The sequence below is a fragment of the Photorhabdus noenieputensis genome (assembly GCF_018448935.1).
Classification (GTDB): Bacteria; Pseudomonadota; Gammaproteobacteria; order Enterobacterales; family Enterobacteriaceae; genus Photorhabdus; species Photorhabdus noenieputensis.
This window is the reverse complement of the sequence record NZ_RCWC01000031.1, coordinates 42,407-68,320: the sequence shown is the minus strand read 5'-3', so window position 1 is coordinate 68,320 and position 25,914 is coordinate 42,407. Positions and strand designations below refer to the sequence as shown.

Below are 25,914 nucleotides of genomic sequence, written 5' to 3'. Positions count from 1 at the left end.
AATATGCCTGGCGGCGATAGCGCGGTGGTCCCACCTGACCCCATGCCGAACTCAGCAGTGAAACGCCGTAGCGCCGATGGTAGTGTGGGGTCTCCCCATGTGAGAGTAGGACACTGCCAGGCTTTAAATACAGTGGAAACCCTCAGCGTAAGCTGGGGGTTTTTGCGTTTGTACGACATGCGATGCATACGACAGTCGCTTTGGTGCCATAAACATTACGATATTTGTTGAAATTTGCTTTTGTTGACCATATTTATCAGCGGTGGTCCGAAGGGGAAACGGCAGGAAAGCCGTTCGCCGACTGCAAAAATTTATAAAGTTGTCATGTTGTCTGTTTAATAGCGGGCAGTTTTGTATTTAGTGGTACACCGTTGTTTCCCTCTGACTGGAATTTGCCTTGGGCAAAGTTTTTTCTACACTTCTTAGATAATATAAGTCGCTCTTCTTCCCATAATCATTGAAATTTCTTTGGGATTTTGTCTTATACACCGTAAAAACTTTTCATAAATAACTTGTAGTGCCAATGAGACTAAGACCTCCATGAGCTCTGTCGTAAACATTGTTGCTAAACGAACCAAATTATGGGAAATGGGGTTCGTTCGTCATTGTTAATGAATGTCTTTAACACGCTGATAATTGAGTGTATGTGTATAGTTTAGCTGCCTGTGTTTTATTTTCCCGTAGCTGAGTTTCTGTTCCTAATAGATTTTCAAAATCTAGTCGAAAGGAGAGTTTCAGAGTGAATTAGTGGGATAAATCTTTTTATGTCCTATCGGTATGTTGATTAACAGGTTATTTTTGATATCGGTTTTGAGTACCTTATAACTCTGCCTTTTCTTAATTGGTATGAGTTGAAGAGGGTTTTCTCTAAAGTGCATGTTTACTTGTACTCAGGACAACAACGTAGTTCATATCAACCTTGAATAGTATCGAATGATTAAACCTTAATTTCATCTGGACATTTCTCCTAAGCTGACTTAATGTCTGTGCCTCTGATTTTGATAGGTTTGGCAATTCTCAAGTTCTTAGTTATTGTCGTGGTTTGGTTCTTGCTGATTGTGGTGCTCATTATCTCTCAATCATCCGGTAATAAATCCCTTGGTTAACAAAAGCCATGTCTTATATTTCCGTTCTAAAGGATGAGATTTTACGGCACATTGAATAAATCGAGGTTACAGTTTCACTGCCAGACTAAGTTTTAAAAAATGTATCCTTAAATAGTGTATAAGTATGCCATAACACTGAGTTTATTATCCTAAACTTTACTAATTCTATATTGCATTGAAATATGAAGAAAAAACGTCCTATTTTACAAGATGTTGCTGATCTCGTTGGTGTCACTAAAATGACGGTAAGTCGTTTCTTACGTAATCCTGATCAAGTTTCTGAGCAATTGCGAAAGAAAATAGCGAGCGCTTTAGATGAGCTAGGTTATATCCCAAATAAAGTGCCGGATATTCTTTCTAATTCCACTAGTCATGCTATTGGTATTTTACTGCCTTCTTTGACTAACCAAGTTTTTGCCGAGGTTATTCGTGGTATTGAATATGTGACGGATAGTCATGGTTATCAAACTATGTTGGCTCACTATGGCTATCGCTCAGAAAAGGAAGAAGAGCGTTTGATTTCTTTACTTTCCTATAATATTGATGGTTTGATTCTTTCAGAACGTACTCATACTCCACGAACTTTGAAGATGTTGGAAACGGCTGGTATTCCTGTCGTTGAGCTGATGGATTGTGTTTCTCCTTGCTTTGATACGGCGGTTGGTATTGACAATTTTGAAGCAGCTCGGCAAATGACAATGGCCATGATTGAGCGTGGTTGCCAACAGGTGATTTATCTTGGTGCGAGACAAGATGAAAGGACAATTATTCGTCTGGAAGGCTATGAAGCTGCAATGGAAAGTGCGGGGTTAAAGTCAGGTAAGATAATGACGCCAGACAGCTCTTCTTACACATTAGGGGGGCAATTACTGAATGAAGCACGAACAAAATATCCTGGTGTTGATGGTCTATTTTGCACTAACGATGATCTCGCTATCGGGGCAATTTTTGAGTGCCAACGTCAAGGGATAACTGTACCACATGATATTGCAATAGCTGGCTTTCATGGCCATGATGTCGGTCAGGCAATGACGCCAAAACTTGCTAGTGTCTTGACATCTCGTGACTTAATGGGGCGGAAAGCTGCTGAATTATTAATGGCTCGGCTGAGGGGCGAACATTTATCGCAAAAAATGATTGATATCGGTTTTCAGTTATCCTTGGGAGAGAGTATTTAATCGGTCTGCTGGATTTGCATTTTTTTGAACTCATTTGTGATAAATCTCACATTTATATTTCCTGAATATTTTGTGTTGTTGCTAATTTCGTCTTTACTTCTGATAATGTTACCGATAACAGTTACCGGTAACATTTTGTGGGTGAAATATCTGCGTTAAGGAGTTTATATGAGCGATACCCAGCATTCGAATCATGTTTTTGTGCTTATGGGGGTATCCGGTAGTGGTAAATCTGCTGTTGCCAGTGCTGTAGCCTATAAATTGGATTCGGCTTTTTTAGATGGTGATTTTTTACACCCAAGATCTAATATTAATAAGATGGCTGAGGGTTACGCACTGAATGATGAAGATCGTGAGCCTTGGTTGAAATCATTGAATCATGCAATTTTTGCTATGCAGCGCACAAACCCGGTTTCCTTGATTGTTTGTTCTGCTTTAAAAAAGCGTTACCGGGATATACTGCGTGATAATAATAAAAATCTGTCATTTCTTTATATGAAAGGCGACTTTGATTTAATTGAAAGTCGATTGAAGGCACGTAAAGATCATTTTTTTAAATCTCAAATGTTGGTATCTCAGTTTGAAGCATTAGAAGAGCCGGGGAGTGATGAACAGGATGTTTATCTGGTTGACATTAGATCATCTCTTGATGAAGTGATAAATCACTCGATAAGAATAATTAATAGTGTCATTTCAGGGGAAAAATAATGAGTACTTTAACCTTAGTGCTGACAGCGGTGGGCTCTGTTCTCTTACTTTTGTTTCTAGTGATGAAAGTCAGAATACACGCTTTTGTTGCCTTAATATTGGTTTCTATGGGAGCGGGTGTTTTTTCTGGTATGCCACTGGATAAAATTGCTGAAACAATGCAAGAAGGAATGGGAGGAACGCTAGGTTTTCTGGCCATTGTTGTCGCACTAGGAGCGATGTTTGGTAAAATTCTGCATGAAACAGGCGCACTGGATCAGATTGCGGTTAAATTACTAAATGGTTTTGGTGAAAAGAATGCTCATTATTCATTGGGGATCGCTGGCTTGGTTTGTGCTTTGCCGTTGTTTTTTGATGTAGCGATTGTTTTATTGATTGGTGTGGCGTTTGCAGTAGCACGTCGTACTGGCGGTAATGTAGTCAAGCTGGTTATTCCTTTGTTTGCTGGTGTTGCAGCCGCCGCAGCATTTTTGTTACCTGGCCCAGTACCGATGTTGTTGGCTTCACAAATGAATGCTGATTTTGGCTGGATGATCTTGATCGGTATCAGTGCAGCGATTCCTGGGATGTTACTGGCGGGGCCAATCTTTGGTAGTTTTATCAGTAAGTATGTCACTCTGGATTTACCCACTGATATAAGTGAGCCAAGCCTTGGCCAGGGTAAGATGCCATCTTTTGGTTTGAGTTTATCACTGGTTTTGCTCCCTCTGGCTTTGGTTGGATTAAAGGCTATTGGTCAGAATTTTGTTGAACAAGGTTCTGAATTGTATCAATGGCTTGAATTTATCGGTCATCCATTTTCTGCGATTTTGATTGCTTGTTTGATTACCATTTATGGTTTGGCAATTCGCCGTGGGATGAGTAAAGAAAAAGTGATGGATATTTGCTCTTCAGCTATTCAACCGGCTGGAATTATTTTATTAGTGACTGGGGCTGGTGGTGTATTCAAACAAGTATTAGTGGATTCGGGGGCTGGCCCTGCTTTGGGCAACGCATTAATTGGGACGGGTCTGCCTATTGCATTAGCGTGTTTCATCCTTGCTGGTACAGTACGTATTATTCAAGGTTCTGCAACCGTTGCTTGTTTGACAACTGTTGGTCTGATTTTGCCAATTGTTGATCTTCTGGGATATTCTGGTGCTCAGCTTGCAGCTCTTTCAATCTGTATTGCGGGTGGTTCTTTGGTATTGAGCCATGTTAATGACTCAGGCTTTTGGTTATTTGGTAAATTTACTGGTGCAACAGAATCTCAGACACTGAAAACTTGGTCAATTATGGAAACTATTCTTGGGGCAACAGGTGCCGTTGTGGGGATGATTTTCTTTGCTGTGATGTAATTCTTCTGCCATCTTAATAGCTAAAATTTAGAGTGCTTTTCTCTGTGTTAAATAATGCCGCCTTCTATAGAAGGCGGATGAGAAGCCAACTGTGCAGATGATGAATAAAGCTAGAATAGCGTTCTCGCTAATGGATGGCGATTGCACCAGCGATCTTTATAGGAGAGAGAAGGTCTACCAATAGAATAGCGCATAATTTTTTGATGCTGCTGGCAGAGATCTGAAGCATTCTGAATATTTAACCACATTAGAATACTGCCAACACTGAGATTGGAATATTCAGGGTCGAGTCCGCCGTCTACTGCATCAAATGAAATCCACAGGGGGCTGTCTGCTTTCATAACTAAATCGTAGGCTACTGGGGCACCATTGATAGTTAATACATTTCCGTATAGATGTTGTTTGAGTTCGGTATATAATTCAGTTAATTTTTCTTTCTCTTCTTCATTATGCGTTTTATATGTCCAGCGTTTTTCGTACAGTGTAGTGTAAATATCGATGAATTCTTGGCAGGTAAAATCGTTAATTTGGTGTATTTCCCCACCTGCACGCTTAAATTTGTTAATTTCATTACTTCGATTTCTTTTTGTTTTATAAGAAAAATTTTCTTTAGCAAGACAGACTGTTCGCTTGTTTAACCGACCATAACAAACGTTGATAAAATTTTCTTTGTGCAGGAGCGATATGGTTTTAGATTTCCCTGGGATGATGGTTTTTAGATGTTTGGCGATAGGAAAGATAATTTCATCATAGGTGAAGAAGTGGTAGTCCTTTTGGTGACTTGCTGCCAGATGATGATCTTTACATGTAAAGTATGCCCCTTCGATAACGTTTTCTATTTGTGGATTTTCTTTGACGTAAAAGATAAAACTATTGCCAAATTTTTCATTTAAAAAACGTACAATATCTGGATGAGTAGATATTCCACCACCATAGAGGGAATACGCTTGTTGGTAACGTTCGAAACTACACTCTTTCCAGCCGGAGATGAGCCTTTTTATCGTGCTGAGAGGATACTTTTTTGGAAAAATCATATTTTAAATACTCTTTTTGATGCTATGTCTTACGCATGGTATAGACTTATTTTCAACGCATTAAATACAACAAAAAAGATAGTTTGTCTTTATTAAATGGGTTTCTTGTGAACTCGTACATATTATAAATCTAAGATTATAAGTTTAATTTTTCTGCACTAAAAACAAGATAAGTGTTTAGTACTATTCCCAATTCCCAATCAAGCTTTATTGTTGCTTATTGATCGAGAATATTTATTAATTGTTGGTATAAAGCTTCAGCACTGCGTTCATAACCCGCGGCTGAAAGATGAACATAATCGGGACGAGCAAGATCTTGTTGCGCCCAGCGCCGAACTGAACATTTGCCACCCATATATTCACGCCAATTCCAGAATAGTGTGTGCTGATCTTGAGCGACTTTTTGTTGAATATGGATGATATTATCCAACATTGTTGGTTGTTGTGCTGCACAACTTGTGAGTTGGTTGTTTTTCAAAGAATCACCCGGCCCAATGATAAGGATAACTGCTTGTGGTAACTGATTACGAATCTGCTTTATCTTAGCTTCCAGTTGCTGGCGATAGCTTGATAAATCAAGTGAATGATTAAATGCCTCATTTGTGCCATAAGCGAGGATCACCATATCAGGACGCATTTGAACTAATGTATCAATCCATTGTGGTTGCCACTTATCCATCATATTAATAGTTGCACCATTAATACCTAAGGCAGATAGCATAATACCCGGTTGTGTACGTTTGATAAACCAGCCACCTAATTCTAACTGATTATTTTGTATCGCCATAATATTAACTGGGAATATAACTGATTCTTCAGTAGAAAATTGCCAGTGACCGTGGGTTGCCGGTAATTTCACTATTCGTTTGGTTGCAGATTGAACCAAAATCTGAGCATTACCTGATGCTTGGTATAACGTCTTGAGTTGATAGCGATCATGGGATGGTACAAACAGTCTGAGAATTAATTGACTTATTTGGCTATTGGGTTCTGCAATTGCACCGCCGAGAGGAAAATCAGGCCGATTATCTTTGCGGCTGGTAGTGAGTTTCCATTGCTGTTTATTACCGGTCATACTGACTATAGCGTTACGTTGGCCAGGTATATTAATTGGGCTAACAAAACCAATCCCTGCATCGCCAAAACGTTGTTGCAATAAAGAACGAAGCTTGCCGGTAAAAAAGTCTGCCGCGGTATGGGAATCTCCTATCTGAACAAAATGCAGTTGATTATGACGGCTGTTATGCAGTTTGTTCGCCAGTAAGACTAAATTGGGTTCACCAAAGTCTATTAGCTGTTGGTTCTCTTTTGCCGGTTGTTGTGCTGGCAATGGTCCTGGTTTTTGTCTATGGCACGATATCAAACTTAAAGAGAGTACGATGATCAAACTGATGCCAGCATATTGGTATCGCCGACGGAGTTGTTTAACTATTTTCATTTTGTTTGGTTGGCTCCTGAATAAATTTAATCAATGAAAATATGTTGTCTGAGATAGTTTGCTGGCCTTTCAAGCTAAAGTGTATACCATCACCACTTCTGAGTTTAATTTTGTTACTATTGTCGCCAATATAATCGGAATAATTATTTGCATGATATTTAAAAATATCATTAACAGAAACGTAGATTTCTCCGGCTTTTGTTACTTCCGATTGATATAAGGATCTCAGATATTCCATGCTGGTGGAAAGTTTTTTCTGCCGCATATTAGGAGGACCAACCCAGATAATATCAGCACCGTGGTTACGTGTTTCGGTAAGGATCATGTCGATACGTTGACGATAGAGATTTTCCCAATCGGGACTGGCGAATTTCAGGTAGATGTTTCCATGTTTTGGTGGCATATCCCAGGGATCATTTGGCCCCAAAAAAATAACAACTAGCTTGATATCATGGTTGGCCTCCAGTGTTTTGTTGATAGTTTCCGGCCAGTTAAAAAAGCTAGGGTAAGCAAGTCCAGTACTTTGTTTGCTGAGATTAATACTTGAAATACCGTAATCTTGGTAAAGCCGACGTTTCAGGTGGGGAGCGATACCCTGCATCATTGAATCTCCAGCAAACAGCACCTTATCTTTGGTTGTTAGTGTCACGTTGGTTTTAGCGATAACCATACTGTGGAAAATGTTATTCCTTGAGTCATGGGGTATTGATGAATTGACAGGATGAGTATGGGGAGATTTCTGTAATAATTCAGGGAAAGTTGCAGGCAAATTTGTAACAGAAGAGGGATAACCACTCAGGAGCTTTAGCCCAATCTGAAAATCCGCAGGCAGTGTGATATCAGCTTTCTGAGGGGGTTGCTGATGATTGTCACTGTTATTGCCGGTAGTATGTAATATGAAAGCTTCCCCCGCAGCGAGTACGCCTTGTTCTAGGTTATCACCGAAATCCCAGAGTGGATAACCTTGTAAAGTTGCCCAAAGACTTTGCCGGTGATATTCCTGTTGCCAGAATCTATCCAGTGAACGATGATTTAGCCAGATTAACAGTAGGCTAGTTAATATTACGATAAAAGTGACTTGTCCGGCCGTTTTTAAATTAGATTTGAATTCAGAAATTGGCATAAATGAATCCTGGTATTCCTTGTGGTGAAAGCATAAATACCAAAGTCAGAATAATCGCTAATGGTATTGGGTAACATATCCATGAAATCTGAGAATGTATTTTCTCAACCATTATTTTTAGATTAATCAGCCACGGATAAATAATAAAGAGTCCCCAGAACATCAGTAACAGCCCACTGTTGGCTATTATCGAGTGAAATAAATCTGATGATATCAATTGATTTAATAACATTAGTGCATCATCTGGAGTAGGACAACGGAAGAAAACCCATGCCAGGCAGACAAAGTGGAAAGTGGTAATTCTGGATAAAAATGAGATAACTGGATTTTTGGGAATATTTTGATTTTTTTTGTCTATTGGAGGAATTAACTGGTATTTGACATTGAGGATTATTAATCCCAATCCATGAATAGCTCCCCAGATAATGAAGTTAATTCCGGCTCCATGCCATAACCCAGAGATTACCATAGCGATAAACAAATTAAGATTTTTACGTATAAATCTTTTCTTATTACCGCCAAAAGGAATATAGACATAATCACGGATAAATTCAGATAAACTGATATGCCAACGGTGCCAGAAGGCTTGTAAGTTTTCAGCCAGATAAGGGGCATTGAAGTTTTTAGGTACCCTGAAACCAAGGAGTAGTGCTAATCCGGTAACAAGGTTGGTATAACCAGAAAAATTAAAATAGATATGCCATGCATAGGCATAGATACCAACCAGTATTTGCCCTGCATTGTAGCTGGTAGGATCATCAAAAACTGGATTAACATAATTTTCAGATAAATAAGAGCTGAATAAAAATAGTTTGGTTATTGCCAATGCAATCAATAAGATGGCTTTTGATGGTTCAATGATTACTCTTGATGAAATCTGGATTTGAGGTAGAAAATCTTTAGCTCGGTTAATTGGTCCGGCAACAATACTTGGGAAAAAGCATAGATATAAAGCGACATCAGGAAATGATGCTTTGGGCATTTCTTTTCTTGCGACAGCAACGACATAGCTGACGGAATGAAATGCATAGAAAGATAAACCTAAAGGGACGAGTAGTGTCAGTACAGGTAAATCTATGGACAAGCCAAATTTGGCAAATGCTTGTTGGAGGCTTTCCTGAAAGAAAGAATAATATTTGAATAGAGTAAAACATCCCAGAATACCTATCGTCAGGATAGTAAATGTAATGCGATTGGATAGAAATTTGCTGGCTATGTTTGTTAAAAGATAAATAAATAGCGTATAGCCAAATAAGATGCCGATGAAAAGCGGATTAAAGGAAAAGACAAACAGATAGCTTGCGATTATCAGCAGATAGTTTTGTGCTTTCGCATTTTTTTGTAGCACCCAATACAAGAGAAAGAAAGCAACAAAGGAACCAAGAAACTCAAAAGAAAAGAAATTCATATTAAACTCTGGTCAATCATTTTATCTCAATACATACCCAATGGATTTCAAGATGGATCGCGACGGCAAGGGAGCGAATCTCCGGGAGCATAGATAACTATGTGACCGGGGTGAGTGAGCGCAGCCAACAAAGAGGCAACTTGAAAGATGACGGGTATAGGTTAGTATTGAATGATATTATAGTATTTAATCTAAACATTCTATCAATGAAAAGAACAAACTGGTGGGCATAAGAAAATCACCCGTTCCATAGTTGGTTATGGTAACGGATGATTTTGGTACTTAGCACAAGATATTCAAACAGAAGATATTCATGCTAATGACTTATTTAGGCCCTTAGTCATGATCGTTTTTAGCTAACTTCTGCGCCTGAGTAATAAGCCCTTTATTGCTGTTAAATACTTTGTGCAGGTAGTTGTTGTAAGTCGAACCCAATTGTGAATACCCTTCAAGATTATCAATCAATTTACTGGTATTTAGTGATTCTTGAAGGCTTCTCTGCTTGGCGCGTGAAACACGTAATGATTCATAAGCGTTATGAGTATTCATATTTTTCATATAGGCTTCGACAGAATCATTGATGGTCGGGTAGGAAAAATAACCTTTTATTTTACCTTGGGTTTTCTTGCAGTTGTTACCGCAACGCATACCGAACAAATTGTTATTCTGTTGTGCAAGCTTAGATGTTCCCCAGCCAGATTCTGTTGCAGCTTGAGTGGCAACAAAATGGGTTGGGATGATATCAACACGACTTAGTAGCTTGTTCCAGTTAACTTTTTTAGGCGAGCTGCTACAGCTCACATTGTAGTTTTTACAAATTTGTTGCAGGCGCTTGATATCCTGTATGGACCAATGCTTGGCGTTTTGGTGTTCCAATAGCCATTTCCGTTCCTGCATAATTTGTTGATTGTGTTGATCAATCACAGGGACAACAACATTTAAAAACGCTTTCTTACGTAGGGTGCCCGAAGGGTATTTTCGCAAATCTGGCAAACTGCTTTGCATGTCATTGTGAGAATACTCTATGCTTTTAGCGGTGCTGGTTGAGGCATGACTAAAAGCGGAAAACAATAGTGAGATAAAGAAAGCGAAGATGGCAGTTGTCCTCGTCGTTTGGGAGGGCATTGCTTTTCCTCGTTTGCTCTGAATAAAAAACAAGCTGATGTTAGCAAAATAAATCCAGCATAGCCAGAGTTATTAGCGACTCATAAATATATTTTCTGTAATAAAAATTATTATTTTGCTAATTTGTTCTGTGGTTTTTTATTAATTTATATATGGTTATGTGCTGTTTGTGTACAAAATATTACCTGTTCGTGGTGGATTATTCATTAGATATAATCATGATTTTTGAGTTAATTTTGTGCCTGTAGGTCGCTTTCTCAAAAGAAAAGTGATTTGTAAACCAGCTAGTATAATATCGAAAGTGATTGAACTTAGTTTTATATAGTACGGTTAATTATAGTACTGCTAATCGTAAGAACACTGCGGCGAGTAATAAACTAATTGATATTAATATTGCCGTTATAAGAATAAGTATCATTTTCATAAAAAGGTAACCTGTTACCGATATGGTCTCTTTCCTCTGGGAGTTAAAATTAAGTCGTATCTGTCAGGTCTGAGATAATTTTATATATATCTATTGTCATTGGTGCGGTGCAGGATATTCGATATGGTTCTAAATGTTAAGTTAAAATAAGTAACAATGTGTTACAAATATTTACTTTGGGTGATATTGTAAGGATGTAATAATGGATGTGTATATAAGAATAAAAAAATCTTAATGGTTTATTGGTTGGCAATATAAATATTTATCTTTCTATTTTTATATTAAAGGTATTTTTTTGGGGAGTTAAAGTTATATTTTTATTATGTTTGATTAAATTTTTTCTTACGTTTTTTCATTGCATGTAATTATATTGATGTCTAATCTATTATTTTTGATTTATTTTTATGTTATTGATTTTTAATAATTTATTTCCGTTTCTAATCAATGTAAATTGAAATTTTTCATATGTTTTATTTTTCTGTTTATATGTTTTTTAGCGTATTGTTATTCTTCGGTAATCTTTTTTGGTTTCTGGTTGTCTGTTGTTTTTGTTTATTATTTAATAGGGTTAAAAAACATTATATTGATATTGTTTTTTTTAATTTAATTGATAAATGTAAATATGTTTTTTCTATTTTTCATAGAATTACACTATTTTATTAGGAAATTAAGTGAATTTGCGTGATGAATTAATACTAGGATTATCATTGTGTTACATCAATTCAGGGTAAGTTATAAATGTAAATGAATTTTTCTATAGAAACACTTTATTACAAATTATTACTTATTGAAACACAAATTTTTAATTAAGATGAGGGATAAGAGGCATCTCCTTTGCCTCTTGGTTAATTTTCCTCTTGATTAATTGTATTCAAAGTTCAGCATAGAAGTTGCTTTCAGGTCCCCTGCTATGATGTTTTGCGGATCATAAACGTGGTAGTAAGCATTAAGGTCGATGGCAAAGTTTTTATCGATGACATTGCCGGAGTTTTTGCTGAATAGCAGCGTTGCGCCGAGGGATGAGGATTGCGAGGCACTGAAAGTTATCGGTGTTGAATCATTTGACTGAGAGACACGGATACCAACACCTTTAGCGGCCCCTGCTTTGCTATCAATTAAAGTTCGATTGTCATTTGGTAGCAGATTATTACTGCTCAGGTAAGCTTTAACTGAGCGTGAAGTTTTACCGTTTTGAAGATATTTGCATTCAAAGTTGAGGGTAAAAGGTGTTTCTCCTTTATCTGTTCCGTTAAGCAATCTAATGCGGTTGACTTTTGGTAGATTCACCGTCAATCCCTCATTTAAGAAGTGACAAGTTGTATCTCTGTGATTAAAAATCATTGTGACGGGTTGGTAATAGATATCTTCAGAATGCGTCGGCCACTCCCAGGTAAGAATAAAGGTCAGGAAATCGGTAGCGAAACGGAGAATGGCATCAAGGATTCCTAAGTTGGTGGTATCCATCGCAATTACAGCAGTTTTTAATGTTGCAGAATTACCGGAAAAGACATGAATATTACTACCACCGGGTCTGCCACTCAGTAGTTTTACATTAAGTGTAAATTGGGCTTGCAATTTGCCGGCAGGGTATGTGTCGTTACTGTTTCCTAGGTTAATACTGTTGCTAGGAGAAAGATTCGTGATAGTCACTTCGGCATAATCTTTGCCACCATTGAATCCTAAGACAACTTTGTTTTTGGTAAAAGGCGAGCCGTTAGCAACAGAGTTTTGTTTCCATAATGAATTTCTTGTGCAGGTAAAATAGCCAGAATATTGGGTGTTGAGTATCCAGGTTGCATTACTGTTCAGGGTGAGATTATCTGTTATATCTACCGTGATTGCCGGTGCTGTTATTGCATATTTAGGTTGGCAGTCTGCATAGGCTATGGTGCTATTCAGACTGATTATGGCCGCCAGATATAATAGTTTAAGTTTCATTATCTTCTCCCTAACGGCAAATATTGGCAGTGGAGCCCATTTCAGGCTGTGGATCGTTTATCATGCAGCTTTTTTCGCCTATCTGACCGATGCGGACATAAATTTGCGGTGGTAATTTTTCTACTCGTAGGAAAACCATACTGCCCTGCCCAACGTATCCTAAGCTGTTACCTTCTGAATCGACAATTTCAGTCCCGAAAGGTAAAGGTTTACCATCAGCCTGAGCGGCGTAGAAAATAAAAGTTTTCCGCTGGTCTGTTTTAAATCCGATGTGGGTAATCGCACCGGAATATGGCGCAACATCTCGGATGTTACCGATAAGTTCAGCGGCATCTTCTGATACTTCACTGGTATCTAGCATGATGGCGTTTTTACGGTAAGGAGAAAGATAAGGTATCAGCAACTTACCGCTGTTGTTTGTCACCATGCTTTTATCTCCATTCACAGAAGCGTTTGCCGTGCCCGGCGCGTCAATGATGGCGAAAGTTTCCCCAACCTGATTAGCAGCCAGAATGCCGCCTTGATAAGCAACTAAACTGCCGATTGCGCCAAGCCCCATTTGGCGGTACTCCGTGGATTGGCTATAAGAGCTACTCAATGTGGAAACGGATGTTTTATAGGTCAAATTTGCACTGGTTGTTGTCGAACCGCTTTTCTGATCTGAAATGTTGAAGTGGTAATTCAAACGGTTGCTTGGGCCTGCGCTGCCGCTTAATCCTACGTTACTGTTGTCATAGTGGTTTTCATTGACTGAGACATTGTTGGTCAAATAGGCGGGGTAGCCAAACAATTCAAAAGGAATAGATAGCATCAGATAGTAACGCTGTTCCTCTTGACTTTCTGTTTCATTGATATTGTATCGGACACGGCTTGCTGTCAGGGAATAATTGACTTTACCCAGATTGTTGGAATACCCCATTTGATATTCTCTGCTTTTATTCTGGGTTCCCCAGTAATCGCGGAATGTTCCCGAAAGAAAAAGTGAACCTGCACCACTACCAAGATTCTGGTTCAAATTGATATTAAAGGTATTTTTTTGATGAGAATAGTATTGTTGGTTATATCCGTTGCTTATCCAGTCATGGAGATCAATCGCATCGATTAGGGTGAGATAATTTTTAGTTGAATAACGATAAGCTGCCAGCGAAAAATTTGTTTTTGTTTGTGGAAGATAGCGGCTATAAGCCAATTTGTAGCTTTGACCTTTCATCGTCGGGCTATTATCAAATTTGGCGCTGGACTGTGAAACGTCAATTGAGACAGCGCCAATGGGTAGATTAAAGCCACTACCTAACAGTAGTGAGTAATAATCTTTACTGATAATAGTGCCTGTATAACCGGTCAGGATATTATTAAAACCATATTGATAGCTGGCTTGAAAAAAGTTTGGTTTATAACGACTGTTGGCAATATGTGTTTTACCGGCACTGATATCATATTTGCCAAGACCTTCTTTCATCATATTAGGAACAGATGAAAAGGGGACGGTAAAACTGTTAATACGTCCGTCTGCTTCCGTTACTTCAACGAGCAAATCACCACCTGAACCTGTTGGTAAAATAGTATCAATGGCAAACGGCCCCGGAGGTACATTACCTTGATAAATAACAACATTATTTTGGGTGATCTTTACCAGAGCGTTAGTCTGTGCAACTCCCCTAACGATAGGGGAAAATCCTTGCCAGGCATCGGGGTACATGCGCATATCTGTTTTCAGATTAATACCTCGAAAGCGGAAAGAGTCGAATAAATCGCTTGATGTATAGCTATCGCCAATGCGAATTTCTGAATTAATTGATGAAATTCCCCGTTGCAGATAACGGGTATTGTTACTCCATTTATCACCATTTGAGCGTGTGTATTGATAAGAAGATTGATCACGTAATTGCCAGCCAAATAGATTCAAACCGCTATTAAGTGACACGTAAACATTATCTTCATCTTCATGGTCGCGGTTTTGTTTATTCCTATTTTGAGTATGATAATAGTTGGCATTATAGGACAGCATAGCGCCGGGGATACCTCTGTCCCAGAATGCAGGATCGATATAGCCTTTTAGTTCGTTTTTGACATACGCCTGCGGGACCACCAGATGTAGGCTGAGTTTAGGCACATCGAGATTAGCGGTTCCTTCATATATTATTTTAGTAAGAAGAATTTCATCTTTGGATAAGTTTGATTCTGATAATTGGTTTTTATCAATTTTTATACCTAACCTGGGAAGATCTTCATTGAATAAGTAAATATCTTTACCATCATTCTGGATATTAATATCAAATCTCCCTTTCCAGTCATTATTTAGATATATATCAATATCGTAACGGCCGGCGGGCAGTTCTGATGTGGAATAAAATCGGGATAAATCTGCTTTTGCAGATTCACCGGCTAGAAAATCAGTATTAAATGTTGCGGCATAACATAAACAACCTGTATACAGCAGTGTACCTATTGTCAGAGCTAACGGACTAACTTTTTGTCTTATCATGTTCTATGCTATGCCAGTAATATCACTATTGAAGTGGTAAAGTTAATTTATGTATAGCACCAAAATCGTCAACAATAGCTAGAGTTAATTTGTCTCCAACTTTTACTTTTTCATTGGTACTGAATGAATAAAAAGAGAATGGTTTTATAATTGTTCCTTCATTGAGTAAGTTAGGTTGAGTGTCAGAAGATTTAAGGCCGACGATATTCATGAAATAGGGTGATGAATTCTCCAATTTTAGTTGGCTACCCTCACGTTTTAATACAATATATTGTTGGATCTGTTTAGGTAAGATAGAAAGCTTATCAGGCCGGTAGAAAAATTTGATCCGGGTACGAATCGCAATCTGCATGACATTTTTGTCGCCAATATTTTCTGCGACGGGGGGAATATCCAGAACATTTAAGTAAAACAGTGATTCGCGATCAGTCGGTAGATTGCTGTTGATGTGTTTAATTCTTAATTGTTGCCCGTTATTGCCATCAATTTTGACAACTGGAGGGGTGAGTAAAAAGGGGACTTTAGCTGTTTCAGGTGTTGAATTAGGATCACCATCATCTATCCAGGATTGTACCAAGGAGGGTTGATCTCCTGCATTTAATAATTGAACCGATACCTCTTTATTACTGGCTGGATAAATAACACGTGTTGTGTTAATAACGATGTTGGCATGAGCCGATAAAGTCGTCATCCCTAATAGTATAGCTAAAAATAATTTCTTCATAATGTTATTTTTGCCAAATTAAATAAGCCTATTTATCTAAATAGGCTTTATTTATTGTAGTAAATAATTACATATAAGTAACGTGATAAGTAACCATTGTTACTACTTTACCTAAATCTGCCTCAGCAGTGCCTATTTTGTAGTATTTCGCATAGAAATCGACTGTTTCAGGTACTGCTCCAGAGCCTTTGATTCCTGTATCAAACGCTTTATTCAGCATAATAGGGGTATGTTCTTCGGCATGTTTAACAAGAGCGATACCTACGTTTTTCGGCTTGCCGTTTGCATTGAGTTCTTGGTTCATCAGGTACTTACCATCGTTAGCAATGGTATGTGATGATGAGAACTGGATTTTCAACATAGAGGTTGAGGGGTCAAAACCAACGGCTTTGGACTGACAGTTAGAAAATTCCATTGTAAATGCTTTCTTACCAAAATCAATTAAGCCTTCCTTTTGTCCGGCTTGAGTGACTGAGATAGGTTCCAATATAATCGACAGACTAGTTGAAGCACCGCCGTTAATAGTACAAGTGGCATCAGTGACTGCACCAGAGAAATGCAGTGTACCGCCAGCAGCATTATCGGCTGCAACAGCAGAACCTGCGGTAAAAATAAGGGCGGCGGTGGTTGATAACGCGAGTTTATTCATTTTTCCTCTCCAGGAGTAGGGACATCTTAATTGGTTTGAACAGGGGGTAAAGATAGGGGCCCTGAATCCCCCGATACATCAAAAAAATTAAGAAAACAATGTTGGTATTTATCTATTAAATTGATTGATTCTGTAAATTTAAAATAAAAATCAATATATTATATAGTTGAAAATAGTTTAGTAACTTGAGATTTTTTGAATAATTATAATTATTGCTAATGTAAATTCTTATTTTATCCATTTGGATAAAGATGATATTGTTTATACATATTTATAACTTGGAAACATATATTATAGACGATTAAACCTATTTAAGAAGGGATTTTTATTATTTAAAGTAAATTAAGAGTGAATGTCTGGTTTTTCGATAAAAATAAGTGAAATACACAGTTTGTGAGTATAATTAGGGATTATTCTCTAATTTTTTTGTCTTTTTGAGATTTTATTTCTTTTTTGATCTATTTGGTTGGTTAATGTTTTTATAATTTTTTGATTTATTTTTTAGATGTTATGTAATATTAATTATTTTATATCAGTTGTTTATTGATTTTTTATCTTTGTAAATATTTCAATACGATTTTTTTATCCGGTGAAATAATGGCTTGTTGATGTGGGTTTTACTCTTCTGATTTAATTTAAGTACAGTCAGTATAGTTTAATTTTATTATAGATAATGTCGATTTTATATTGTGGTGTAACATTGCGTAAATAGTAAATAATGATTGATGATACTTCAATGGGATTATTGTTTAGAAAATAGTAATCTAAAATTTCCTATATACTTTAACTCATAATGCTATATTAATTCTTTCATTGAAAATATGTGAATCAATAATTCTCTTGTTGTTCTTTCGCTTTTTCTGCTAATTGAGGAAAATCAGGGGCAATCCAGTAGCTTTCTGGTACAGGAAGATCTTTCATTTGGCGGCTAGGCCACAATTGTAATTCAGCCAATTCAGATAATTTGTAGCCAATATATTGTTGTGGCAAGGTAAGCCTAAGTGGAAATTGCTGTTCTGTAGGCACCATATTAGGTGTGCGATCGCTGTGAATATGGAAATCACGTTGAAGGATTAAGCGTTTATCAGGAATGCGGCGCTTGCTGTCCCACCAGATACCATCAACCTGTTCAAACATTTTCCGCGTTTCATCAGGGGATAAGGCTTCCAGTTCATGCAGTGCTGGAGGCAGAATAGCTTGCATTGATAGACGGTATTGTTTCATTGACGGTACTTGTCCTGCCAATATCAAAGAGAGGGAAAGACGAGCGCCTAATAGATTAGAATAGAGGTCTTCAGGAGAAAACGCAGAGACTTTTTCAGAAAATCCCGGTACAGACTGATAGCCATACCATTGGGCGATTTCATGCCATGCAGCAAGTTCAAAAGCCAATTTTACGGCTAGATAAGCACTTAAGGTATAACGTTGTTCTATCGCTGCTGGTGGTGTGAATTGATAGAACTGGATACGGCGTGATGCTAATTCGTTGCTGAGTTCTATTTGCCACTCTTCTCCAAGACGAGGCCAGATTTGACTGAACAGAAAAACCGCATTATCAGCGGTATCCCGTACATGGGAAATATCAATGAATCCGCCTCTACGGGTATATATCATCCCCACTTTTTCATTACTGAGTCCTGTTAATGAAGCAACGGTACCAAAAAAACTGTTGTTGTAATTATGTGCCCCAAGATTATTGGCATCCAGCACATTACTTATGTGGTAAAAAGGTACTGGAATGGTCAGTAATTCAGTTTTTAAATTATAGCCAAAAGCACAGCAAGCTCTTAATCCTTCGGGAGAGGGAATCGGAGCAAGCACCGGCCACGCACGGGTGGCTTCGGCGGTTGTTTCACTATTTAAGTCAGGTTGTACTGGTGCGATTGAAGAAAAAGTTCCTTGGCATCCTGCAACTAACGTTAAAGCAGCAATCCATAAACGCAATTTCAAAACGCCTCTCCCACTTGAAAATAAAATCCATTGCTTTTTTTACCGATACCAAAATCCAGTCTGACATTCATTTTAGGTTTGAATTCAAAACGATAGCCAGCGCCAACTGTAGGTAACCAGTTTTCTGAGCCAATATCTTCTGCGTAATGACTTAGGGTACCAGCCCCTGCCCATAAAACAAATCCGTGCCGCCAGTTTAATTTGTGCCGATATTCCAGTTGGGTGCTGATAACATTTTTGTCCCGGTATCTACCTTCATAATATCCGCGCATCCGATTGCTATTACCTAGCATTGACAGCATATTCCAGGGTACCTGGCCGTCAGTGAAACGACCATAACTATCAAATGCCAGTACGGACTTTTCATCTAATTGATAATAGGTGCTGTATTGCATATCAACAGTGTTAAACCGGCGATCGCTGCCTAATGCCGGGGAAAAATGGGTATAGGTAATATCAAGAACGTGCCCTTGATGAGCGTTAGGCAGAAAATCCCGTGTGTCGTAGCTGAAATAGGCACTGACGCCTGAACTCAATATGGACCGGCCATCGTTTTCCGCTACGAAAAGTTTTTTAGCACCATAATCGGGATCTTTGGCGTGTAATGATGAAAAATGCCAGCCAGTGCCTAAATAGGTAGAATCAGCAACGCGATAGAGGATTCTGGGTTGCAAGCGCAATTCCTGTGAGCGATATTTTTCTTTGCGATCATCTACCTTACCTGCTTGATATCCCGTTCCCCAATAATAGGTGGGAACGTTGTTCAATGTACCGGAAAGAAAAAAACGCCATTGATCATCAGCAAAGAAATTGTAGTTATCAAATGTGAAGCCAAAGGCACCCGTTGAAGAAGCAAATCCATTCAGGGAAAGAGAAGAGATTTGACTGGTATGATCATTATCATCTGGCCGATAGAGACCAACGACAGCAACCCCGAGACCAGCACCTAACTCTGGAGTATAAAAAGGGCCGGGTAAAACGCCCCAGTCAATCGCCTTACTGCTGTCATAGGTATTACTGCCACCTAATTTTTCCAGCCAGCCATCGATTTTTTCCCTGCTGAGTAGTGCTTCGCCATATGAGAAATCAGAAATAAGAAGGCTGACTAGAGCCAGCCCATGTAAAGTACAGCGGATATTCATTAAAAACGGAACTCACCTGAGATATAGAAGCTGTTACGTTTGTTAAAGCCAACTTCGGTCAACATATTGAAGTTGCGTGTGACTTCCAGCCTTGCACCAACAGTATTATTCCAACGAGATGCAACATGCTGTTTTACTTTGAATTTCATATCAGGATCATTTAATGCTTTTACCAGCCCAGAAAATGCAGGTGGTAAATCCAGGTTACTGATATTGCCTTTAAATTCCTGAGTAATTTTCTGGTACATACCACCGGTCCATACCTGCAATTTGGTATTTCCTTGTCCGGGGACTATTGACGGGAATATAAATTCATAACCGACACGTGGCGTGACAACTAGCGCACTAATTTTACCATCCAGAATATCCAGATTAGTGTAGGTATAGTTGGTATCAAGTGTACCGAAAAACTGATCGTATCCTCCTGCCAGAGTAAAACCGCCGCCATAGGTTTTACCTTTAAAATCCAGTGCGAAAGGAATATCTTTCATGCTAGGAAAAACCATACCGCCCAAATTAATACCTTCAATGTTGGTTTTTGATGTTCCTTTTGTCCAGCCATAAACACCATACACATTTAGAAAAGGCAGAACCCAAGTGTCTAGCTTAAACATATGTGATTCATTCTTTTCTCTGGTTTTCCCTGCTTGGATATCTAGAGATTCTCCCGTTTCTGGGTTTTTCGGCATAATGATTTTAATATCATCTACAACGATATTCTGCCGCATATTCATATAGCCGTAACTGGCACCAAAAGGTTCCGGTAGGTCATAACCTTTAGCTCTGGCCTCGTCACCCCAAATTGGGAGTATCCGTGATTCTTGCTTATTCGGTTTTCTGGATAAGCTGCCATCAGCAGTCGCTTGGTTTCCACCGGACTGGCTAACAGAGAGAGAAAGAATTGGGCGGTCATCAGCGTAGCTATAAGGGATTGCCAGGCAGGATGAAAGAACAGCTAACTTGCTAATATCAGAAAATTTTATGTCAAAAAATTTCATAATAGGAAGCTCGGTTTTGCTAGTAGGGAAATTAAAGTTTTCATTTAAGGCTATTGATTTCTCACTGTAATATTTAAAGCGCAACAAACCCGGCAAATTAGCACAAGTTGTATGGATAAGAAATATCATAAGATGCTGAAAAGTATAATTTTGCTGTATGTTTAATGAGCGGTCTTGTCTTTCTCAGGCAAAGATAAAAGGAGCATGGTTATTACGCCACCGATTAACCCCCAGAATGCAGCGCCTACGCCAAGTAACGTCACACCGGAAGCGGTGATCAAAAATGTGATTATGGCTGCGTCCCGTTGCTTTTCATTCTGTAGTGCTTGTAGCAGACTGCCAGAAATTGTTCCAAGCAATGCTAATCCGGCAATAATATGAATGAGGGCCGCTGGCAGTGCGCTGAATAACATACTGATTGAACCACCGAACAGCCCCGCTATCAGGTAAAACACACCCGCTACAGCAGCGGCCATATAGCGGCGATTTGGGTCAGGGTGGATTTCTGGACTCATACAAATTGCTGCCGTAATGGCGGCAATACAGACGGAAAAACCACCAAAAGGTGACAAGATCAGTGCAATGAGCGCAGTCCAGCTTATCAATGATGAAACAGAAACTGGATACCCTGCGGCTTTCAGTGTGGCTATGCCGGGCGCGTTTTGAGATGCCATCGTGACGATAAAAAATGGAATACCGACACTCAATAACGAAGAGAGTGTGAAACTGGGTGCAATAAATTCAGGAGCAACAAACGCGACTGTGGATTGTTGTTCAAAGTGAATATTTCCCTGTAAAGCGGCGATAATCAGCCCTGACAAGAGTGTTAAGATAATGGCATAGCGGGATAAATATCTGCGTGCCAGAAGATAAGTCAAACACATTCCGGCAGTCAGTATGAAGTTGACTGAAAATGAGGAAAAAGCATCCAAACCAAAGCGTAATAGAATACCGGCCAGCATGGCTGCGGAAAGTGCCTGTGGGATATGGTTCATCAATCGAGCAAACAGGCCAGTAATACCGCACAGCAAGATTAGTGCTGAAGCAAAGATAAAGATACCAATGGCTTCATTGATTGATGTGCCTGGTAGCGTTGTCGCCAGTAGCGCGGCACCCGGTGTTGACCATGCGGTAAGGACGGGGGTGCGGTAATAAAGCGATAGCCCTAGGGAGCTAATACCCATTCCAAGTCCTAGCATACTTAGCCAGCCACCGATCTGCATGGTAGTGGCACCCGCAGCTTCCGCTGCCTGAAAGATAATTGCCGCTGAACTGGTATATCCAACTAAAACAGCGACAAATCCGGCAGTGATTGCCGGAAAAGAGAGGTCACGCAGAGAAATTGTATGGCGCATGTTGGTCTCCATTTAAATTATTTTGGTTAAAAGCATCTGAATTTGGCTATAATTTAGTTAACTATCAGCGTAAAACAGATTTATCTGTAGTGAACTTCTTAGTACAAACTTTGATGATGACAAGATAACGGTAGAACCTGCCAGAATTTCAAGTAATTTACTGTGATCGAAAAGGTAAGGATCGCAACGGCAAATAAGTCATGATGAATTTCATTCGAAAAATTTGAAGCTAAAAATAACTATATTCTATAATTAATTCTTATAATTATATGGAGCCTGCTAAATGGAAAACTATGTTCGCCCTGTTTTAACGTTACCGGATAATGCGGAACGATTACTATTGCACTCTTGTTGTGCTCCTTGTTCTGGTGAAGTGATGGAAGCGCTACATGCTTCTGGAATTGATTACACCGTCTTTTTCTATAATCCGAATATTCATCCAAAACGGGAATATTTAATTCGCAAAGAAGAGAACATTCGCTTTGCGGAACAACATAATGTGCCATTTGTGGATGCGGATTATGACAGCGATAACTGGTTTGAACGTGCTAAAGGCATGGAGTTGGAGCCAGAGAGAGGTGTTCGCTGCACCATGTGCTTTGATATGCGTTTTGAGCGTACTGCTTTGTATGCGTATGAAAATAATTTCAGCGTTATTTCAAGCTCGTTGGGTATTTCCCGTTGGAAAAACATGCAGCAGATAAATGATTGTGGAAAACGAGCGGCAAGTCAGTATCCGGGGATTCAATACTGGGATTACAACTGGCGTAAGCAAGGCGGTTCAGCCCGGATGATCGAAATCAGTAAACGAGAAAGATTTTATCAGCAGGAATATTGTGGTTGTATCTATTCATTGCGTGACACGAATAAACACCGTAAATCTCAGGGACGGGATATCATCAGGATTGGTGTTCAATATTATGGTGATGAAGATACCGAAGGGGCTTGTTAAGCTTTTCACGATAGCCTGTTGAGGGGGGGATTTTCCCCCCTGAATTTACAGTTATGACGTTACCAAACTTGTGTCATAACGATTGAGGACATAATTGCGGAATAATATAGTTTTAGGCCGGAAAACTCAGTGAGTCTTCTTGGCTTCTTTGCTTGTTGCCTTTTGGTGTGAGTGTTGTTTAGGTGCGTTTTTACCAGATTTCTTCTCTACTTTGGTATTTTCCATATGGGAAGAAGTCGCCTTGGTATTCGAAGATTGGGGTACGGGGGTGCTAGGTGCGGCTAATACTGCGCCAGAGAATAACAGTGATAATACAGTTATAGATAAGCCTAAACGTTTCATGATAATTTTCCTGTGTTTTAACTTTGTTTCACTTGCTGGAATACATTTTGAGCGACTAAGTAAGCGACTTGCTATTCCAGATTTGTCTTAACGCTCAGTGAGTATACGGGCTTGATCGTTAATTCAGCAATTTAAGATAATGCCTTTTTATAGGTTTTTATAATTCGTTGAAGAATCGTTGAAGTTTTTGGGCATGATTTGCCTGATAACAGAGAGTGTTTATTTAAAGCGATGGGTCTTCTATTGACATGTATACCCCGGGTTTTGTGCGTTGTTCGTGTTAGCTGTTCATTCATAAGCAGGTTTGCACAAGCTGTAATTAATTATTATTGCCAGTCTGCTTGCACACTATTTATAACTTATAGCCTATAGGAAATAATCATGTTTTAATGAAAATGAAATAAACATAGTCTATTTATATTTTTTCTGAAATACATTGTTTATTTAATGCCAAATCTATTCATTAAAGTAATACTTTCTAAACTCAATTGCGGAAGAAAATAGTTATCTCTAAAGCGTTAAACCTGTAGTAATTAATCAACATAGGTATAATCTAGTGGAATTATCATGTAATAATATTGTTTTTTATTTAGATAGATTAAAGAGAAATATTATTACAACTAATTTCTATCTCTTTTGTGGACAATGGTGAAAACTATACTATTATGAAATTGGTGCGTTGAAATAATTAATGCCAATATAACAGTTTAGTAACTACATCATAGTCTATAATAACAGACTGAACATATTAACGCTCTATTAGGGAAAAACTTATACCGTTCATGATGAAAAGGCAATGAAGTGTCATGATAGCTCATTGGCTGTAATCGGAAAAGTAATGTTAACCAAGTGGAGATAGATATATGTCTAAATACAAATTAAACCGATATTTATTAGCAATTTCTGTATTGTATGCTTTCATATCAGGAAATGTTATTGCCGCCAATCCTAAAATATCTGCATATTATCTGAGTGGACCTGCTGCGCAGGTTGATAATCAAGAATATTATGCCAGTCTTGATAATTTTAAAAAATTAAGTAGAGATATTTCTAAGAATAAGAGTAACTTTAATACATTGGTATTGTCTTTTGTCCAGCCTAGTTTTGTTAATTATGAAAAAAACAGTCTGAAATGTTCAGGATTGTTTGGCTATACTTGTACTTCTGGTCAAATCATTAGTACCAAAGAAGCCGAAAATGCCAGGGCTGATTTTATGGCATTAAAAGGTGTTATTGCTGATTTAAGATCTCATGGCGTGAGCACTTATATTGCAGTAGGTGGATGGAACTTTAGTTGTTATCCGAAAATTTATGATATCACTGCCAGCAAAAAAGATGCTTGTGGTAATGAACCCGGTGCGGTTTATGACATCTTTCCTAATCCTCTGACCAAAATTCCTCGATTTGACAGTACTATTACGGGTAAAGCAGCAGATAAGGCATATAGAAATATTGTCAATTTGGCTGCTAACTTGGGAGTCGAGGGAATTGATGTTGATTATGAAGAATTCTGGCACGCTGATATTAATGCAAAAAGCTGGAAATTAACGCCTGATTCAATCAAGGTTCCTCCTAATAATAGTGAAACTCTTATTACATCAACTTTAATAGCAAAGGGACTAGGCGGTTATGTTTATGATGCGTCAATGAAGATTGTTCCTGGTGCAGAAAAAATTCCCCGCGTAATGCCTGTAACCGTGGATAAATTCGCCGCTATTTTAAAATCTTTTTACACTTCAATTAATGCAGTTAAACCATCACTTAAGCTAAGTATTGCAGGTCCTGCAACGGGAGGTATCCCGAATATGTCCGCTAACTGGGGAACCAATGCGAGGAATAGTGATATTTATGGTGGTGCCTGGTGGGGAGGAAATCTCTATGGTTTGATTTATAATACTGCGCTGAGTTATCCCGATTTAATCAACCGACTCAGTTATATTGGTGTGATGACCTATGATTTAAGTGAAAAAGATTGTGGATTTATTGGCGGAGGTGAAACATATATTCCTTGTGACCTTCCTGGACAGGTTAAGTATTATTATGGTCAATATATTAATTGGCTTAAATCAGGTAATGAAGTTGTTACCTTCCATATCAAACTGAAAGGGGCTCGTAATTACGCTCAGGCATCAATTCAACCGCAAAAATTATTGGTTTTGCCGCCTATTACGGTTGGGTTTGAAGTCGGCAGGCCCGCAACCGGTAATTTACCGCTCACGAAAACAGCTCTCAATAGCATATTAGATGGTACGATCAAATATGGTAAAACGGGCCTTATAATGTGGGATCTATTTAAGAATGAACGTTATGACGGTAGTAACTGGAAAGATGAGTGGGCAACACCTAATGATCTTTTGTCTACGGCTTGCAAAAAAATAGGGCTGACAGGAGAACATTATAATTGTGATAGTTCTGTCCCGACACCTGATCCTGTTTCAGCTTTTACCAAGAAAGAACATTGATGTTGATATTTTATCTTTAATTCTGTGGATATGCGG

The 25,914-nt window shown here is 38.6% G+C and carries 19 protein-coding genes and 1 rRNA gene; 7 read left to right on the top strand and 13 right to left on the bottom strand.

The annotated features are described in order from the left end of the window. The first annotated feature begins 6 nt into the window (after positions 1–6). The 4 genes from rrf (at position 7) to gntU (ending at position 4,329) form a co-directional block, all read left to right on the top strand. Positions 7–122 (top strand): 5S ribosomal RNA (rrf, locus tag EAE91_RS18115). Between the two features lie 1,166 nt (positions 123–1,288). After that, positions 1,289–2,284, top strand: a complete 996-nt coding sequence (gntR, locus tag EAE91_RS18110) for a gluconate operon transcriptional repressor GntR (RefSeq protein WP_214089695.1) — start codon at positions 1,289–1,291, stop codon at positions 2,282–2,284. A gap of 168 nt (positions 2,285–2,452) precedes the next feature. After that, the gene (gntK, locus tag EAE91_RS18105) at positions 2,453–2,992 is read left to right on the top strand and encodes a gluconokinase (protein WP_214089694.1); all 540 of its coding nucleotides are present in this window, start codon (positions 2,453–2,455) and stop codon (positions 2,990–2,992) included. After that, positions 2,992–4,329: a gluconate transporter gene (gene gntU, locus EAE91_RS18100; protein WP_214089693.1), complete on the top strand. Its 1,338-nt coding sequence runs from the start codon at positions 2,992–2,994 to the stop codon at positions 4,327–4,329. The genes gntK and gntU overlap by 1 nt, the downstream gene beginning before the upstream one ends. A gap of 110 nt (positions 4,330–4,439) precedes the next feature. On the opposite strand, the gene EAE91_RS18095 is transcribed toward gntU, so the two are convergent. From EAE91_RS18095 to EAE91_RS18035, 13 genes are all read right to left on the bottom strand, one after another. Beyond that, positions 4,440–5,363, bottom strand: a complete 924-nt coding sequence (locus EAE91_RS18095; RefSeq protein ID WP_214089692.1) for a GNAT family N-acetyltransferase — start codon at positions 5,361–5,363, stop codon at positions 4,440–4,442. A 217-nt stretch (positions 5,364–5,580) separates the two neighbouring features. Then, positions 5,581–6,801, bottom strand: coding sequence for an SGNH/GDSL hydrolase family protein (locus tag EAE91_RS18090; RefSeq protein WP_214089691.1), 1,221 nt, complete (start codon positions 6,799–6,801; stop codon positions 5,581–5,583). Further along, a complete protein-coding gene (locus EAE91_RS18085) occupies positions 6,788–7,924 on the bottom strand; it encodes an SGNH/GDSL hydrolase family protein (protein WP_214089690.1) in 1,137 nt (378 codons plus the stop codon). Before EAE91_RS18085 ends, EAE91_RS18090 begins: the two co-directional genes overlap by 14 nt. Continuing rightward, entirely contained in the window at positions 7,911–9,332 is a 1,422-nt protein-coding gene (locus tag EAE91_RS18080) for an MBOAT family O-acyltransferase (protein WP_214089689.1), read from the bottom strand. The genes EAE91_RS18085 and EAE91_RS18080 overlap by 14 nt, the downstream gene beginning before the upstream one ends. A gap of 336 nt (positions 9,333–9,668) precedes the next feature. Further along, positions 9,669–10,457: a protein bax gene (locus tag EAE91_RS18075; protein ID WP_214089688.1), complete on the bottom strand. Its 789-nt coding sequence runs from the start codon at positions 10,455–10,457 to the stop codon at positions 9,669–9,671. Positions 10,458–11,742: 1,285 nt separating this feature from the next. After that, positions 11,743–12,819 (bottom strand): fimbrial protein, encoded by a 1,077-nt coding sequence (locus tag EAE91_RS18070; RefSeq protein ID WP_214089687.1) that lies wholly within the window; start codon positions 12,817–12,819, stop codon positions 11,743–11,745. A 10-nt stretch (positions 12,820–12,829) separates the two neighbouring features. Continuing rightward, the gene (locus EAE91_RS18065) at positions 12,830–15,304 is read right to left on the bottom strand and encodes a fimbria/pilus outer membrane usher protein (protein WP_214089686.1); all 2,475 of its coding nucleotides are present in this window, start codon (positions 15,302–15,304) and stop codon (positions 12,830–12,832) included. 25 nt (positions 15,305–15,329) lie between these two features. Continuing rightward, entirely contained in the window at positions 15,330–16,028 is a 699-nt protein-coding gene (locus tag EAE91_RS18060) for a fimbrial biogenesis chaperone (protein ID WP_214089685.1), read from the bottom strand. Between the two features lie 67 nt (positions 16,029–16,095). Next, the gene (locus EAE91_RS18055; protein ID WP_214089684.1) at positions 16,096–16,677 is read right to left on the bottom strand and encodes a fimbrial protein; all 582 of its coding nucleotides are present in this window, start codon (positions 16,675–16,677) and stop codon (positions 16,096–16,098) included. A gap of 828 nt (positions 16,678–17,505) precedes the next feature. Then, positions 17,506–18,627: a DUF4056 domain-containing protein gene (locus EAE91_RS18050; RefSeq protein WP_214089683.1), complete on the bottom strand. Its 1,122-nt coding sequence runs from the start codon at positions 18,625–18,627 to the stop codon at positions 17,506–17,508. Next, positions 18,624–19,769 (bottom strand): BamA/TamA family outer membrane protein, encoded by a 1,146-nt coding sequence (locus tag EAE91_RS18045; RefSeq protein WP_214089682.1) that lies wholly within the window; start codon positions 19,767–19,769, stop codon positions 18,624–18,626. Before EAE91_RS18045 ends, EAE91_RS18050 begins: the two co-directional genes overlap by 4 nt. Continuing rightward, entirely contained in the window at positions 19,769–20,752 is a 984-nt protein-coding gene (locus EAE91_RS18040) for a hypothetical protein (protein WP_214089698.1), read from the bottom strand. Before EAE91_RS18040 ends, EAE91_RS18045 begins: the two co-directional genes overlap by 1 nt. A gap of 176 nt (positions 20,753–20,928) precedes the next feature. Beyond that, complete coding sequence (locus EAE91_RS18035) at positions 20,929–22,122, bottom strand: benzoate/H(+) symporter BenE family transporter (RefSeq protein ID WP_214089681.1); 1,194 nt, start codon at positions 22,120–22,122, stop codon at positions 20,929–20,931. Between the two features lie 283 nt (positions 22,123–22,405). On the opposite strand from EAE91_RS18035, the gene EAE91_RS18030 reads away from it, so the two are divergent. The 3 genes from EAE91_RS18030 to EAE91_RS18020 all read left to right on the top strand — a co-directional run bounded on the left by EAE91_RS18030 (position 22,406) and on the right by EAE91_RS18020 (position 25,878). Continuing rightward, the gene (locus tag EAE91_RS18030) at positions 22,406–23,074 is read left to right on the top strand and encodes an epoxyqueuosine reductase QueH (protein ID WP_214089680.1); all 669 of its coding nucleotides are present in this window, start codon (positions 22,406–22,408) and stop codon (positions 23,072–23,074) included. A gap of 139 nt (positions 23,075–23,213) precedes the next feature. Continuing rightward, a complete protein-coding gene (locus EAE91_RS18025; RefSeq protein WP_214089679.1) occupies positions 23,214–23,507 on the top strand; it encodes a hypothetical protein in 294 nt (97 codons plus the stop codon). Between the two features lie 772 nt (positions 23,508–24,279). Then, positions 24,280–25,878, top strand: a complete 1,599-nt coding sequence (locus tag EAE91_RS18020) for a toxin (RefSeq protein WP_214089678.1) — start codon at positions 24,280–24,282, stop codon at positions 25,876–25,878. The last annotated feature ends 36 nt before the right edge of the window (positions 25,879–25,914 follow it).